Below are 15,965 nucleotides of genomic sequence, written 5' to 3' on the forward strand. Positions count from 1 at the left end.
AGAGGTCATGCCCGGAATCTTCTAGCGATCACCGCGAGGCGAGATCTTCGCCCGAGCGGATCTGACTCCACTTCCCCGGTGTCAGAACTGCCCGGTCGGGGATCTGGCCCCACGGCGCCAGGCAGCACAGCACGAACGCTCCGACTTACTGAAAGGGCAACACCGATGGACTCGAGCACACGACGCGTACGGCACGAGGTTGCCGACGGCGTTGCGCTCATGGGCTTTTCCATCGCCATGTCCGTCGGAATCGCTGGGCTCCTGTCCCTGCTGCTCGCGCTGGCAGGAGCTGCTGCATGAGCGAGCGAACAAAAAGGGCCCTCATGCCGCTGGCTCCGTACCGTTTCTGCTCTGCCACGGAGGCTGTGGCATGAGCGACGCGAAGCACGTACCCGTCCTGTTGGACCGGGTCATGGACCTGCTCGCGCCGACAGTGGTGGGGGACCGGCCGGTCGTCGTCGACGCAACGCTGGGGCTCGGTGGTCACACCGAAGCCATGCTCAACCGCTTTGCCGACCTCCACGTCATTGGTATTGACCGCGATCCCGAGGCTCTGGCACGTGCCAAGGCCCGACTTGCCGGATTCGGCGATCGGGTGACGTTCGCCCACGCCGTGTATGACGAGATCGCCGACGTCGTACGAGACGCAGGTTTCAGGTCCATCAGCGGTGTCCTGTTCGACCTGGGCGTCTCCTCGATGCAGCTCGATCTCGCTGAGCGGGGCTTCGCGTACGCGCAGGACGCTCCGCTCGACATGCGCATGAACCCTGAGGACGAGCTCAGTGCCGCGGATGTCCTCAACACGTACGAGGCGACCGATCTCGCCAAGGTGCTGCGCTACTACGGCGAAGAGAAGTTCGCCAAGCGCATCGCCGACGCTGTCGTCGCCGCGCGCCAGGTCGAGCCGTTCACCAACAGTGCACGTCTCGTCGACCTGATCCGCGACTCGATCCCGCAGGCGGCGCGCCGTACGGGCGGGAACCCCGCCAAGCGGACCTTCCAGGCCCTGCGCATCGAGGTCAACGACGAGCTCGGCGTCTACCGGCGTGCGCTGCCTGCTGCTCTCGAGCTGCTTGCGCCCGGCGGCCGTGTCGTCGTTCTGGCCTATCACTCGCTCGAGGACCGGATCACCAAGCACGAGTTCGCCCGTGCCACCACGACCGACCTTCCGCGCGACCTCCCATTCGTACCCGAGGGTCACGAGGCGAAGTTCAAGCTGGTGACCCGTGGAGCCGAGGTTGCCACCGAATCTGAGATCGAAGACAACTCCCGCGCACGTTCGGTACGTCTGCGCGTCGCCGAGAGGGTCGCAGCATGAGTGCGCAGCCGGCGTTTGCGCCGTCGAGGCGCGAGACAACGACGACGACGCCGCGCAGCGACGCCGTCGAGCGTGGGCTCCGTCTGGTCCGCCCGGTACGTAGCCGTGCAAGCAAGGCTCCGTTCGTGGTCGTGGTCATGGTGATGCTGTCCATCGGCCTGGTCGGGCTGATCATCATGAGCACGGTCCTGCAGGCGCAGTCGTTTGAGGCCGCCAAGCTCGACCGCGAGGCAGCCGCACTTGAGATTCAGCAGCAGTCGCTGACCCGCGAGGTCGAGACGCTCCTGAGCCCGGCGAGCGTGGCACAGCGAGCCCTCATCTTTGGCATGGTGCCCAACACCAACCCTGCGTTCCTCCGTCTGTCCGACGGCAAGGTTCTCGGCAAGCCTGAACCCGCTGCCAGCGGCTCCAACATCAGGTCGGTGGCCCGATGACCGCACGCGAACGGGCATCCCGACGGAGGTTGCGGTTCTGCCTGGCAGTCGTCGTCGGTGTGTTCGGCATCTTCGCGGTACGCCTGTTCCAGATCCAGGGCCTCGATGCCAGCGCATACGCCGCGAAGGCCGTCGAAGCCGGCACCAACACGAGCACCGTGCCCGCTCCGCGCGGCCAGATCCTCGACCGCAACGGTGTGGCGCTCGCTGCCAGCGTGGATGGCCTGACGCTGACCGCAGATCCGACCATGACGGCGGCAAACGCACCGCAGATCGCCCGACTGCTCGTGGAGGAGCTCGGCGACAAGATCGACTACTTCGAGACGATCGACAAGCTTCGCACGGCCAACTCGCACTTCGTCTACCTCAAGCGGGACGTTCCGGCATGGACTGCCACCAAGACGCTCACGGCGATCAAGGATGCCGGCTACACAGGAGTGTTCAGCGAGAAGGAGTCGCTGCGTACATACCCGGGCGGCAAGCTGGCGGCCAATCTCCTCGGCTACACGAACGCGACCGGGAAGGGTGTCTCGGGCATCGAGCAGCAGTACAACGACGTGCTCACGGGCACAGACGGATCCAGCACTTTCGAGCTCTCGCCGACGGGTCAGCGCATCCCGATGGCCGACAGCACCGTCACCGAGATGGTGCCCGGCCGGGACGTGACGACCACGATCGACCGCGACCTCCAGTGGTACGCCGATCAGCGCCTGGTTGACGCCGTACGCGACTCGAGCTCGGACTGGGGTCTCGCGATCACGATGGATGTCAAGACCTGCCAGATCGTCCAGATGTCACAGGCACCGACGTTCAACGCGGACGCTGGAACCGGCATGAACGACTTCAACACTGTTTCTCGTGCGGTCTCCAACGTGTACGAGCCCGGCAGTGTGCTCAAGACGGTCACGATGGCGGCGCTCGCCGACCAGGGCAAGATCGCCGCAGACTCGCCGATCGTCGTGCCGTCAGGCGTCACGATCGACAAGTTCAAGATTGGTGACTACTGGGACCACGGCGTACTGCACCTGACTGCCGCCGGTGTCATCGCCAAGTCGTCGAACCTCGGCACCCTCGTCGCCGCCCAGAAGATGAGCGACGAGACGATGCACCGCTACCTCCGCAAGTTCGGTTTCGGCGAGAAGTCGGGTGTTGGTCTGCCCGGCGAATCCCGCGGCATCCTCGCCGACCCGTCGAAGTGGACCAAGTCCAATCACGCCACGATCTCGTTCGGTCAGGGCATCGCCGTCACGGCAACGCAGATGATGCGTGCGGTCGGCGCGATCGCCAACGACGGCAAGATCTGCAACCCGTCAGTCGTCAGCGGAATCGTCGACGAGGACGGCAAGAAGAAGAGTGTCGAGACGCCGGCCGCACATCGCGTCGTCTCCAAGAAGGCCGCAGCGTCCGTGACCCGCATGATGGAAGCCGTGACGGCCCCGGACGGTACGGCCCCCGCCGCCGCAATCAAGGGATACCGAGTCGCAGGCAAGACCGGTACGGCCTGGCGGGTCGACCCGGTGACGGGCCGCTACATCCGCGGTCAGAACGTCGTCTCGTTCATGGGCTTCGCGCCGGCAGACAACCCGCGCTTCCTGACCTACATCGTGCTCGATCGCCCGTACAGCAGCGCGGGTGGTGGCTCCACGGCAGCGCCGGTCTTCCACGACGTCATGTCGATGGCTTTGGAGCGCTTCGGTGTCGCTCCGACGGGCTCCAAGAGCCCCAAGGTTCCCCAAACCTGGTAAGCGGGCGGGCTCGCTTCTCGCCCTCATTTCGCGGCACGCCAAGGCTCGCCGCGGCCGCTTGTCGGGCTTCGCCCGACCCCGCAGCCAGAACTGGGTGCATCCAGGGTTGGGCTGCGGCTACGACACCTGCCTTCCGGAGCACCAGATCCCGCAGATCCTCCGCGCCGGTGGGGGCTCTGCCAAAATGTGACCATGACTTTCCATGGTCGTGAAGTCGAGCTATCGGCTCTGCTCGCCGCCGTGTCCGAGAATCGGCTGGTGACCGTCACCGGACCAATCGGGGTGGGCAAGAGCCGGTTGGTCAGGGAGGCACACGCATCGCTGGAAAGTAGTCTGTTCGCGGCGGTGAACTTTGTCTCATTGGACGCGATTCCTGCCGGCAGTGATGCCGCCACGATCGCTGGTCACATCGGCCACTCTTCGGTCGACAATCTTGCGCTCCAACTCTCGACTGTCGACGATTTGCTGGTCTTGGATGGTTGCGACCATGTCGTCACCGGCGCGACTGAGTTGGTTCGAAGCCTGCTCGCAGCGCACGACGGCATCTCCGTGGTGGTGACTACGCGAGAGCCGTTGCGCCTTGAGTACGAGTTCGTCCAGGTAATCTCACCGTTTCGGATTCCTGAGCTTGACAGCCCCGAACTCGCTGACGAACCTGCGGTGGCGCTGTTCGTCGAGCGCAGCCGTGCAGTCGGAGCATCGTGGCCTGACGATGCGGCCACATTGGCGGTGGTTGCCGAGCTGTGCCGGGAGCTCGACGGGTTGCCACTCGCGATCGAGCTCGCGGCTTCGCGATCGCGGCTGCTCTCGCCCGAAGAATTGCGATCCGCGTTGCGTCGCAAGGTTGATCTGCTCGACTCCAGCTCGCGCGGAGGCGGGGGAGGGCTTCGGGCTGCGTTGGTGGACTCGCTTGACCAGTTGGCTGACCGCGAACGCCGGATCCTGTGCCGACTGTCGGTCCTGCCAGGATCCTTCGATGTAGCGACTGCGCAGGCTGTAGCGGGCATGAGTGAGGAGAGCTTGGAGACCGTCAACGCGCTCGATGCCCTGGTGGAGTGCTCGTTGCTCCAAGTCGAGCGGACCGCGAGCGTGTCGGCGTACCGGCTGCTTGCTGTAGTTCACGAGGTCGCCGCCGACGGTCTGCAAGCATCCGGAGAGGCCGATGCAACCGGCGACAGGTTCGCCGATCTGATGGTCCAGACGGCCGATCGCTTGGTCGCTGACGGGTTGCAGCACTGGTCCGGCGAGGTGCTCGGGGCGATCGCGGTGAAGATCACGTCGTTGCTTGCCGCGGTCGAATGGTGTGTAGAACACGACGCGACCCCGGATCGCGCGCTCCGCATCTATTTGCCGCTCTTGGGTGGCGTGCACCAGAGCCGTTCCGAGGAGGTACGCCGCTGCGGCGAGCGGCTCTTCGCGCGTTGGCCAGACACGCCTGCACCACTGCGGGCCGAGTGTCTCGGCGTGCTGGCAACTGGGGCCGCAGTCGCGTCGGATTCGGCCCGTACGCACGAGATCGCCGGTCGGGCACTGGCGGACCCGGGAATCAGCGGCGTGGGCCGGGTGATCGCAAACCGTGCCATCATGCTCGCCGCCCTGGCCATGGGGGACCTGGAGGATGCAGCGACCGCGGCGAGCGCAGGAGAGGCAGCGGCAATCGAGACCGGAATGCATCCGTTCGCTCAGGAGCTCATCGCCTTCCGAGCCTCGATTGAGGATCGGCGAGGTCGGCCTGAGGAAGGTCTGCAGATGGCGGTCGACGTGGCACTCGACGCCGAGGAGTCCGGCGATGCGATCACCGAGCTGTGGGCTCGCGTAGTGGCCGCGAACATCGCCGCTCGCACCGGCGACTGGGTCGATGTACGTCGACAAGTGGAGGCTGCCCGGCTCGCTTCGACAGCCGCGGCCGTCAACGGTTGGACTGTTCGGGTGTTTCGCTCGGACGCTCTGCTTGCCTCATACGCGGCGATGGCCACCGCACATCTGGCCGGATGGTCGGAGTCTGTGCCTGAGTGGTGCGACGCGATTGGTGTGGCAGCGGCTGGTGGCGGGGCACTCGAAGTCGCCGCGACAATCCGATCCGCTGCAACCCTCGCCCGCCGGATGGGAGAGACGAGAGTCGCCGACGAACTCGACGCTGCGATCCCAGCCACCCCAGAAGTCGATGTACTTCCCGAGATCTTCGAGCGCGACCCCCGGCAGCGTGCGCGGCCCCAACTCAGCATCGCGTCGGCGTTCCATGCGGCGCTGGGTGCGCTCCATCAAGCTGGCGCCCTCGGCACGCTGCGGTCGGACGGGGCACCCGCTTCTTCGCCCGAACACGCGTTGCTGCGTCGCGATGGAGACACGTGGGAGATCGCATTCGCCGGCGTGACAGCCCGAAGCCGGCACCTGAAGGGAATCGGCGACCTCGCGATGTTGCTGTCCCGACCGAACACCGAGATCCATGCGCTCGAGCTGATGGGAGTCGTCCAGGTCAGCGACTCGATCGGGCCGGCGATCGACCACCGTGCGCGGCAGAGCTATCGAGCCCAGGTTCTGGACCTTCAGGAGGAGATCGACGAGGCGCGTTCAGCCAACGACCCGGCTCGAGCCGAGCGGGCCGAGGACGAGCTGGATGCACTCGTGACGGAGCTGAGCGCCGCTCTCGGCCTTGGAGGGCGGAGCCGGGAGACCGGCTCGACAGCTGAACGAGCACGCAGTGCGGTCACCTTCCGGATCCGTGGGGCGATCAAGCGTGTCGCCGAACAACACGACGCTCTCGGCAGACACCTGAGCAACTCTGTGCGTACTGGGACGTGGTGTTCCTACGTGCCCGAGCAACCGCAGGTCTGGGAGATCGACCTGGGTTAGTGCCCCATGTCGCCTGCCTTCCATTGTGAGGGCCGGACTTTCGCCTCCTCAAGTGAATGGCGCGCACCGCGCGTGCCAAGCACGAGGAGGAGTTGCGATGACCGAAACACTGCGTGCTAGCACGGCACCCGAAGGAACCGATGCTGGTCTCACCCAGCTACTTCACGATCTGATGCCTTTCACGGCAGTTCTCGGTATTGAGGCGCTGAGCGCATCGGCCGAGTTGGTCGAGGCGCGAGCCACGTGGGACGCCGAACGGTGCACGTCTGGCCACGTTCTTCATGGTGGCTTCCTGATGGCCGTCGCGGATTCGGTGGGTGCCGCCTGTGCGGCATACAACCTCGCTCCGGGCGCAACCACAACCACGATCGAGTCGAAGACCAACTTCATGCGCCGTGTGGGCCGTGGACAGGTCCGAATCTGCTCGACTCCGCTTTTCGTCGGGACGACGACGCTCGTCGTCCAGACCGATTTGATCCGCGACGACGGACGCCTGGTCTCGCGGACCACCCAAACCCAGGCGATTGGCGGAAGGAACGCATCATGAAGGTCAACAAGAAGACACGAATTGCGGCCGGAATCGGCTTCACAACTATGCTGGTCGTCGGCGGAATGCAGGTCGCACAAGCTGCGTCCGGCCCCGAGGTTCCGACCTACACCGGCTGCCTCGGGATCTCCGGCACCGGCAACGGCAAGCTGCTCGCGATCAAGGCGGGCGCTAGTCCGACCCGCAGCTGCACGTCAACTGAGAAACAGATCCGTGTCAGCAGCGGCGACATCACCAGCGTCGCCGGCGGTGAGGCAGTCAAGGTCACGAGCACATCGCTCGGCCTGCCGGACTCCAACGGGGACGTAGCGCTCGACCTGGCGCCGTCGTACAAGCTGCCACAGAACTGCTTGAACGGTCAGCTGCCGAAGCGGACGGGTGCGACCTGGGGTTGCCAGGCACCGCTCGGTCAGGCATACGTCGGCTACACCGGCGACGCGTACCGACAGGTCGGGGATGCCCCGTCTGTGGCGGGTGACGGTATGGACCTCCCGGCCGGCAGCTACACGCTGGTTGCGAAAGTCAGCATGCACGCGGGTATCGACGCCAAGCTCCTTTACGCCCGGTGCAGGCTCGACGCGACCGGCAGTCCTGGTCTTGACGTCAGCTCGATCACAGTAGATGACACCCAGATAGAGGGGATGTTGTCGCTGGCAGGTGCGATCACCAAGTCAGCGCCGTTCCGAGTGTCGGTGGTTTGCAACGACAACGGCGTCGGGTCTGAGTTCTTGCGGCTTCGCATCGTCGCCACGCCCGTCAGTGGTATCGCCAGCACCAACCTCGGCGACTAAGCGCCGATCCAGAGAGGAGAACCATCATGTGGAACAAGACGACTCGTATCGCCACCTTCGCGCTGGTGATCTTCGCCGTCACCGCGTTCGGAGCCACCGGATCGGCCACGGCTGGAGACGCTGCTCGGAACACGATCGCCAGTCAATACGCTGGCTCGACGATTGGGACAACTATTGCCCACCCGGCAGTAGGCTCGCGCCTCGTTGATGTGTGGGTCGACCGTCTCGGCCTTGCCGTTGAATCCAAGGTCGGACTCACCGGCCTCAGTCCGGCAGTGAGCAAGGAGCTGGAACTGGACCAGTGGTTGCTCGAGAACGACCCAGACGTCCACAAGATTGAATGGGAGTTCCGAATCAGCAAGCAGACCGGCCAGGGTGGCCCGAGCCAGAAGTTGGCTAACGCGCTCGACGACGCTGGTGTTCAGTGGTCTGAAATCCTGGAATGACCACCTGTTCGAGGGCCCTTGACCAGCAGAAGTGCCGGTCAAGGGCCCTCGATGTGTCCGACACCCCTGGATGACCGGGCCAGGAATGCTGAGTCACGCAACTTGTTTTGAACAGCTCACCGATAGGCTCCGAGTGTGACCGAGGAGATGCGGGTGCGGCCGGATGAGCCGCCGCGCTGGACGTTGACCGAGCTCGCCAACGAGGTCGATTCGTCGACGAATGCCGAGGGAACTGTCACCGGAATCTCCCTGCACTCCGGTCACGTGGTGCCAGGCGACCTGTACGCCGCCCTGCCCGGCGCTTCGTCGCATGGAGCCGCATTCGCCGGTGTCGCCAAGGCCCGCGGAGCCGTTGGCGTACTCACCGATCCAGAGGGTGCTGCGCTGGTGACCGAGCTGCCCGAGATCATCGTCGACGATGCTCGCGCCGCGATAGCCAAGCTCAGCAGCTTCATCTACGGAGACCCGTCGTCGTCGTTCACGACGATCGGCGTCACCGGCACCCAGGGCAAGACGACGACGACGTACCTCGCGGAGGCCGCGCTGGGCGAGCACAAGTCTGCGGTCGTCGGGACGATCGGCACCCGTATTGGCAAGGTGCCCGCACCGTCGTCCCTGACGACGCCGGAAGCACCACAGCTGCAGGCGCTCTTTGCCGTCATGCGTGAAGAGGGCGTCGAAGTGTGCGCGATGGAGGTCTCGAGCCATGCTCTGGTGCAGGGCCGGGTGGACGGTTTCGTCTTCGACGTCGCGGTGTTCCTCAACCTCGGCCGTGACCACCTCGACTTCCACAAGGATCTCGAGGACTACTTCCTCGCCAAAGCTGCACTCTTCACACCTCAGCACTCCAAGCACGCCGTCATAAACATCGACGACGCTCACGGCAAGCGGCTCGCCGAGCTCACGCCGTTGCCGGTGACGACGTTCTCGACCGACGGCAACCAAGCTGACTGGCGAGCGGTCAACATTCGGCCTCACCGTCTGGGCACCGATCTCGAGGTTCTCGGACCCGACGGTGTCGAGGTACCTCTGTACGTACCGCTTCCAGGTGTCTTCAACGTCTCGAACGCCTTGGCTGTCATCGCTTCGCTGGCTCAGGCCGGATTTGATCCCGCGGAGCTTGCTGCCGGAATCGCCACGAGCACCGGCGTACCCGGTCGTATGGAACGCGTCGATGCAGGTCAGCCGTTCACCGCAATCGTTGACTACGCACACAAACCAGACGCGGTGACGGCCGTGCTCGAGGCGCTTCGTCCGGTGACCGCAGGCCGGCTGATCATCGTGATCGGGGCCGGAGGAGACCGCGACCACGGCAAACGTCCGCTGATGGGTGAGGCCGCCGCGAAGCACGCTGACGTCGTGATCGTCACCGACGACAACCCGCGAAGGGAGAACGCCGCCGCCATTCGCGCCGATGTCATGTCCGGAGCTGGCAATGGTCCTGGTGTGGCGATCGAGGTTCCCGGGCGTCGCGAGGCCATCGCACATGCCGTCGCGATGGCTCACCTGGGCGACACCGTCGTGATTGCAGGCAAGGGCCACGAACGTGGCCAGGAGATCCGCGGCAAGGTTCACCCCTTCGATGACCGCGAAGTGCTGACTGAGCTGATCGGGAGCACCGAGTGATCCCGATCGACCTCGACCGAGTTGCTGAGGTGACCGGCGGTTCGGTTCACGGTGACGGGAGTCTGGTCGTCAGCTCGGTGGTGATCGATTCGCGCGCGGTCGAGGCTGGGACGCTGTTCGCGGCGTTGGCCGGTGAGCGAGTCGATGGTCACGAGTTCGCGGGAGCGGCGATCAAGTCCGGTGCGGTCGCGGTGCTCGCCTCGCGGCAGCTCGATGTGCCGTGTGTCGTCGTACCCGACGTGACGGCCGCGCTGGCTGCGTTGGCACGTGAGATCCGCACCCGCACCAGTGCGTCAGTCATCGGGCTAACCGGGTCCCAGGGCAAGACCAGCGTCAAGGACCTGCTCGCGCACATTCTTGAGGCGTCGGGCCCGACCATTGCGCCGCCAGGATCCCTGAACAATGAGCTCGGTGTGCCACTCACGGTCCTCCGAGCGGATGTCGACACCAAGTTCCTCGTCATCGAGATGGGCGCCAGGGGAGTGGGCCACATTGCCGAGCTGTGCCGGATCGCGTCCCCTGATGTCGGCGTGGTTCTCAACGTCGGTAGCGCGCATGTCGGTGAGTTCGGCTCATCAGAGGTCATCGCTCAGGCGAAGGGTGAGCTGGTCGAGGCGCTGACGGCGGAAGGCGTCGCCGTTCTCAACGCTGACGATCCGTTGGTGAGCGCGATGGCAGCGCGTACGTCGGCACGCGTACTCACCTTCGGAACCGAAGGTGACGTCGCGCTCGGACCGGTGAGCCTTGACGAGGACGGTCAGCCGCACTTCACGCTGACCTTCGAGGGGACGACGGTGGATGCGCATGTCCCACAGATTGGTGAGCACCACGCGGTCAACGCTGCGGCTGCGGCCTCGGCAGCGATTGCGGTAGGCGTCGGGCTCGAGGTGATCGTCGCGCGACTCTGGTCTGCGACAGCCGCGTCACCGATGCGGATGGAGCACCACGTACGCGGCGACGGAGTCATCGTCATCAACGATGCGTACAACGCGAACCCCGAATCCATGGCGGCCGCGCTTCGAGCGGTTGCATCCCTGGGCAAGGCCCGGACCATTGCCGTGCTCGGTGAGATGCTCGAGCTCGGTGACGCCAGTCGCGACGCGCACCTCGCGATGGGGCGTCTGGCGGCCGACCTTGGGTTCGTACGCGTCATCGCTGTTGGCGCCGGAGCAGCTGCGATCGCTGAGGGCGCAGGCGAAATCGGCGAAACTGTCGAGGATGTGGACACAGCGGTCGAGGTACTCTCCGCGAGCCTGCGCGCTGACGACGTAGTCCTTGTGAAAGCATCGAGGGGCGGCCGTCTCGAGCGCGTCGCACATGCTCTGCTGGCCCACTGACGGTCCCTCGGCACCAAGCCGCGACCGCTCCGAAATGGTGAAAGGGATCACGACGGATGAAGGCAATCCTGATCGCCGGGGCGCTCTCCTTGTTGCTGACACTGCTCGGCACGCGGCTCGCGATCAAAGTGCTCGTCCGTAAGGGCTATGGACAGCTGATCCGTGACGACGGCCCGACCTCGCACCACACCAAGCGCGGCACCCCAACCATGGGCGGCTTGGTCATCATCATTGCGTCGGTCTTCGGCTACTTCATCGCCAAGCTCGCCACCGACACGCGACCCAGCGCCTCGGCCCTGCTGCTGCTCTTCCTGTTCTGCGGTCTTGGCCTGATCGGCTTCATCGACGACTTCATCAAGGTCTCCAAACAGCGCAACCTTGGTCTGAGGAGCAAGGCGAAGTTCATCGGCCAGATCGTGATCGGCTTGATCTTCGCGAGTCTGGCGATCGGCTGGGAGGACGACACCGGCCGCACGCCGATCACGCACGCCATCTCGTTCACCCGCGACCTCAAGGGGTGGGAGCTCCCGACGGCGCTGCTGGTGATCTGGGTCCTGCTGATGATCGCGGGCGCCAGCAACGGCGTGAACCTCACCGATGGTCTCGATGGGCTCGCCACGGGAGCTGCCGTGATGATCTTCGGCGCCTTCGTCGTCATCAACATCTGGCAGAGCAACCAGAACTGCTCGAAGGTTCCCGGCCTCAAGTGTTACGAGGTTCGAGATCCGCTGGATCTCGCAGTTGTCGCGGCAGCACTCACCGGCGCGTGCTTCGGCTTCCTGTGGTGGAACGCGTCCCCAGCCAAGATCTTCATGGGCGACACCGGTTCGCTGTCGCTTGGCGGCGCGATGGCCGGCTTCGCCCTGATGACCCGTACTGAGCTCCTGCTCGTCGTCATCGGCGGACTCTTCGTGGCGATCACCGCGTCGGTGATCCTGCAGGTCGGGTACTTCAAGCTCTCCGGTGGCAAACGGATCTTCCGAATGGCTCCGCTACAACACCACTTCGAGTTGCTCGGCTGGGACGAGATCACCATTGTCGTGCGCTTCTGGATCATCAGTGGTCTGTGTGTCGCGACGGGTCTCGGCATCTTCTACGGCGAGTGGGTCAGCGGAGTATGACGTCAGATCTCGACTCGCTCGGTCGGGATTCCTCGTGGGAGGGCGTACGCGCTCTGGTCACCGGATTCGGCGTGAGCGGTTTTGCCGCTGCCGACACGTTGACGCACCTCGGCGCGGCGGTGGTCGCAGTCGACGAGTCGGAGGACGAGTCGTTGCAGGAGAAGGCCAAGCTGCTCAGGATCCTTGGCGCGGACGTACGACTCGGCACTGGCTCGACGGATCTAACCGCTGAAGGATTCGACCTGGTCGTGACCTCACCAGGGTGGCCACCGTCCAACCCGGTTCTCATGGATGCCGCCTCTCGTTCGATCCCCGTCTGGGGTGAAGTCGAACTGGCCTGGCGCCTACGTGGCGACAACCCGGTGCCGTGGCTCGCGGTGACGGGCACCAACGGCAAGACGACGACCGTTCAGATGCTGGCCGAGATCTTGCGTGCCGATGGGCTCAACGCGATCGCCGTGGGCAACGTAGGCACGCCCGTGCTCGAAGCCGTGATGAACCCCGAACCGTTCGATGTGCTCGCGGTCGAGCTCTCCAGCTATCAGCTGCACTGGAGCTCGTCGATCTCCGCAGAGGCGAGTGTCGTGCTCAACATCGCGCCGGATCACCTCGACTGGCATGGCGACCTCGAGTCGTACACCGCGGACAAGGCACGGATCTACAACAACGCCCAGCTCGCCTGCGTCTACAACGTCGAGGACCCCACGACAGAGCGCCTTGTCGAAGAGGCAGAAGTCGTCGAAGGATGCCGGGCGATCGGGTTCACCCTCGGACTACCCGCACCCGGAATGGTCGGTCTCGTCGACGACGTCCTCGCCGACCGCGCGTTCGTGATCGGCCGCATCTCCAGCGCTGTCGAGCTCGGCACGCTCAACGACCTCGCCTCGCCCTCTGGAGTTCCCGCGGCACCCCACACCGTCGCCAACGCGCTGGCTGCGGCAGCGCTGGCTCGCGCGCACGGGGTCGCTCCGCGAGCCGTACGCGATGGGCTGCGTACGTTCGTGCCCGACGCGCATCGGGTCGCCGACCTGGGGGAGGTCAACGGCGTCCGATACATCGACGATTCGAAGGCAACCAACCCTCACGCGGCCTCGGCTTCGTTGCGGAGCTTCGATCACAACGTGTGGATCGCCGGGGGACTGGCCAAGGGGGCCGGCTTCGACGAGCTCGTCGAAGCGGCCAAGGATCAGCTCCGAGCGGTCGTTCTGATCGGCACGGACCGCGAAATCATCGCTGACGCGCTCCGGCGACACGCGCCAGATGTCCCCGTGGTCGAGGTCGAAACCGGTGACACTGATCTCATGGATCGCGTCGTCGAGGTCGCCGCATCGCTCGCCCACGAGGGTGACACGGTGCTGTTGGCTCCTGGTTGCGCATCCTGGGACCAGTTCCGCAACTACTCGGCCCGTGGCGATGCCTTCGCCTCAGCTGTCGAGAGGCTGCGCGACCGGTCCTGACGCGTCTTCCCCCGCGACAGATTTGGATCCAGCATGAGCACGACAACACCCCGGCGCACATCGCCCTGGGACCGCCCATTGGGGTCCTACCAGTTGGTGCTTGGTTCTTCTGCTCTGTTGTTGGGCCTCGGCCTGATCATGGTGCTCAGCGCCAGCTCGATCTACGCCCGCTTCAACTACGACGGCAACTCCTTCGCGATCATCGAACGCCAGCTGATCTTCGCCGTCGTCGGTCTTGTCGGTGCCTACGTCGCGGCTCATGTACCCCTGCGCGTCCTGCGCAAGCTGATCCTGCCGTTCCTGATCGTCTCGGTTCTAATGATCCTGGCGACCTTCATCCCGGGCGTCGGAATCGAGGTCAACGGCAACCGCAACTGGCTCCCGCTCGCTGGTGGCTTCCGACTCCAGCCGTCGGAGTTCGCCAAGCTCGCGCTCATCCTGTGGATGGCCGACCTGTACGCGAAGCGCCGCAAGCAGCTTGGCAACCCCCGCCTGGTCCTCACGCCCATGGTGCCGGTCGCCGGATTCGTGGCACTTCTGGTCGTCTTCCAGCACGACCTGGGTACGGCGCTGGTGCTGTTCGCGTTGATCATCGGCATGCTCTGGGTCGCCGGGCTGCCGGGCAAGCAGATGGGCGCCATGCTGGCCGGCCTGTTTGTCATCCTCGTCATCGCGATCGCCAACTCACCCGAGCGCGTCGGTCGACTGCTCAACTTCACTGATCCCGAGTCAGATCCTGACTTCCGAGGTTTCCAGGCAATCCACGGCATGATGGCTCTCGCTCGTGGCGGCTTCTGGGGAGTAGGTCTTGGTGGCAGCCGCCAGAAATGGGGCTCACTTCCCGAGGCGCACACCGACTTCATCCTCGCCGTCATCGGCGAGGAGCTTGGCCTGCTCGGCACCCTCGTCGTACTCGCACTGTTCGCCTTCCTTGCGGTCGCAGGCATCCGGATCGCCACCCGAACCCGTGATCCGTTCGTCCACTTCGCCGCTGCCGGAATCACGATCTGGATCTCGATCCAGGCGGTCATCAACATCGGCATGGTGCTCGGTCTGTTGCCGGTGATCGGCATCCCGCTGCCGCTCATCTCGTACGGAGGCTCGAGCCTGCTCGTGACCCTGCTCGCCATGGGCATTCTGATTAACTGTGCAAAGACCGAACCAGGGGCCAAGCGGGCCCTTGCAGCTGGCCGCGCCAACCGCGGACGGTCCCGAGTTCTGCAGAGGAGCTAATCGAGTGCGCGTGCTGTTAGCTGGCGGAGGCACAGCCGGCCACACGTCGCCGCTCCTGGCCACCGCAGCTGTCCTGAGTGAGGGCGGTGCCGAGATCGTGTGCCTTGGTACGCCTCGCGGACTGGAGGTCACGTTGATCCCACAGGCGGGCTACCAGCTCGAGCTGGTGCCGCCCGTGCCGCTGCCTCGCAAGCCCGGCAAGGATCTTGTTCTGGTGCCAGTCAAGCTACGCAAAGCCGTCAAGGCAACCAGTGAGGTGATCGACCGCGTACGACCGGATGTCATCGTCGGTTTCGGCGGCTACGTCTCCGTACCGGCTTACCTCGTCGCCCGACGTCGCGGGATCCCACTCGTCGTTCACGAGGGCAATGCAGTTCCCGGTGTGGCCAACAAGCTCGGCGCTCGGTTCACCGACCACGTCGCGACGAGCTTCCCCGACACCGACCTGCCGCATGCGACATACATCGGCCTGCCGATACGTCGGGAGATCTCGGGTCTCGACCGCGCCGCACGTCGCGGCGAAGCCCGCAAGTACTTCGGTCTCGACGCCGATCGGCCGACCCTGCTCGTCACAGGAGGTTCGCAGGGCGCACGACGCATCAATCAAGCTGTTTCGGCCGCGTCGCGCGATCTTGCCGACTCGGGCGTCCAGGTGTTGCACGCAGCCGGTCGCCCTGAGGAGGTCACCCTCAACCTGCGCGACGGTGACCCGCCGTATGTCGTCACCAAGTTCATCGACCGGATGGACCTGGCCTATTCAGCGGCAGACCTCATCGTCTGCCGGGCCGGCGCCAACACCGTGACAGAAGTTGCCGCTGTGGGACTTCCGGCGGCGTTCGTGCCACTGCCACACGGCAACGGCGAACAGGCTCACAATGCCCACCCTGTCGTACAGGCGGGCGGTGCGCTGATGATCGACGATGCTGCGCTGACGCCGGCATGGATCGACAACGTCGTCATACCTCTCGTCTCGCACACAGGCCGCCTGGCAGCCATGTCGGAAGCTGCGTCGGGGATCGTTCCGCGTGACGCCGATGAGCGTCTCGCAGCCATGATC

At 65.0% G+C, this 15,965-nt stretch carries 14 protein-coding genes; all 14 read left to right on the forward strand.

The window, feature by feature from the left end; translation table 11 throughout:
- The first annotated feature begins 165 nt into the window (after window positions 1-165).
- Window positions 166-300, forward strand: coding sequence for a hypothetical protein (locus tag V6M39_RS16205; protein WP_332644851.1), 135 nt, complete (start codon window positions 166-168; stop codon window positions 298-300).
- A gap of 70 nt (window positions 301-370) precedes the next feature.
- A complete protein-coding gene (rsmH, locus tag V6M39_RS16210; protein ID WP_332644852.1) occupies window positions 371-1,318 on the forward strand; it encodes a 16S rRNA (cytosine(1402)-N(4))-methyltransferase RsmH in 948 nt (315 codons plus the stop codon).
- Window positions 1,315-1,752 (forward strand): hypothetical protein, encoded by a 438-nt coding sequence (locus tag V6M39_RS16215; protein WP_332644853.1) that lies wholly within the window; start codon window positions 1,315-1,317, stop codon window positions 1,750-1,752. Before rsmH ends, V6M39_RS16215 begins: the two co-directional genes overlap by 4 nt.
- Window positions 1,749-3,497, forward strand: coding sequence for a peptidoglycan D,D-transpeptidase FtsI family protein (locus V6M39_RS16220; protein ID WP_332644854.1), 1,749 nt, complete (start codon window positions 1,749-1,751; stop codon window positions 3,495-3,497). The genes V6M39_RS16215 and V6M39_RS16220 overlap by 4 nt, the downstream gene beginning before the upstream one ends.
- A gap of 345 nt (window positions 3,498-3,842) precedes the next feature.
- Complete coding sequence (locus tag V6M39_RS16225) at window positions 3,843-6,350, forward strand: ATP-binding protein (RefSeq protein ID WP_332644855.1); 2,508 nt, start codon at window positions 3,843-3,845, stop codon at window positions 6,348-6,350.
- A gap of 97 nt (window positions 6,351-6,447) precedes the next feature.
- On the forward strand, window positions 6,448-6,897 hold the full coding sequence (locus V6M39_RS16230; RefSeq protein WP_332644856.1) for a PaaI family thioesterase: 450 nt from the start codon (window positions 6,448-6,450) through the stop codon (window positions 6,895-6,897).
- On the forward strand, window positions 6,894-7,688 hold the full coding sequence (locus tag V6M39_RS16235; protein WP_332644857.1) for a hypothetical protein: 795 nt from the start codon (window positions 6,894-6,896) through the stop codon (window positions 7,686-7,688). Before V6M39_RS16230 ends, V6M39_RS16235 begins: the two co-directional genes overlap by 4 nt.
- A 26-nt stretch (window positions 7,689-7,714) precedes the next feature.
- On the forward strand, window positions 7,715-8,134 hold the full coding sequence (locus V6M39_RS16240; RefSeq protein WP_332644858.1) for a hypothetical protein: 420 nt from the start codon (window positions 7,715-7,717) through the stop codon (window positions 8,132-8,134).
- 135 nt (window positions 8,135-8,269) lie between these two features.
- Window positions 8,270-9,760 carry a UDP-N-acetylmuramoyl-L-alanyl-D-glutamate--2,6-diaminopimelate ligase gene (locus V6M39_RS16245; RefSeq protein ID WP_332644859.1) on the forward strand — a complete coding sequence of 497 codons (1,491 nt, stop codon included), beginning with the start codon at window positions 8,270-8,272 and terminating at the stop codon, window positions 9,758-9,760.
- Window positions 9,757-11,097, forward strand: a complete 1,341-nt coding sequence (locus tag V6M39_RS16250; protein ID WP_332644860.1) for a UDP-N-acetylmuramoyl-tripeptide--D-alanyl-D-alanine ligase — start codon at window positions 9,757-9,759, stop codon at window positions 11,095-11,097. The genes V6M39_RS16245 and V6M39_RS16250 overlap by 4 nt, the downstream gene beginning before the upstream one ends.
- Window positions 11,098-11,153: 56 nt before the next feature.
- Window positions 11,154-12,218, forward strand: coding sequence for a phospho-N-acetylmuramoyl-pentapeptide-transferase (gene mraY / locus V6M39_RS16255; protein ID WP_332644861.1), 1,065 nt, complete (start codon window positions 11,154-11,156; stop codon window positions 12,216-12,218).
- Complete coding sequence (gene murD / locus V6M39_RS16260; RefSeq protein ID WP_332644862.1) at window positions 12,215-13,675, forward strand: UDP-N-acetylmuramoyl-L-alanine--D-glutamate ligase; 1,461 nt, start codon at window positions 12,215-12,217, stop codon at window positions 13,673-13,675. Before mraY ends, murD begins: the two co-directional genes overlap by 4 nt.
- A 33-nt stretch (window positions 13,676-13,708) precedes the next feature.
- On the forward strand, window positions 13,709-14,908 hold the full coding sequence (ftsW, locus tag V6M39_RS16265; RefSeq protein ID WP_332644863.1) for a putative lipid II flippase FtsW: 1,200 nt from the start codon (window positions 13,709-13,711) through the stop codon (window positions 14,906-14,908).
- 4 nt (window positions 14,909-14,912) lie between these two features.
- On the forward strand, window positions 14,913-15,965 hold a 1,053-nt coding region (gene murG, locus V6M39_RS16270), incomplete at its 3' end, for an undecaprenyldiphospho-muramoylpentapeptide beta-N-acetylglucosaminyltransferase (RefSeq protein ID WP_332644864.1).

It is taken from the genome of Aeromicrobium sp. (genome assembly GCF_036675695.1).
GTDB lineage: Bacteria > Actinomycetota > Actinomycetes > Propionibacteriales > Nocardioidaceae > Aeromicrobium.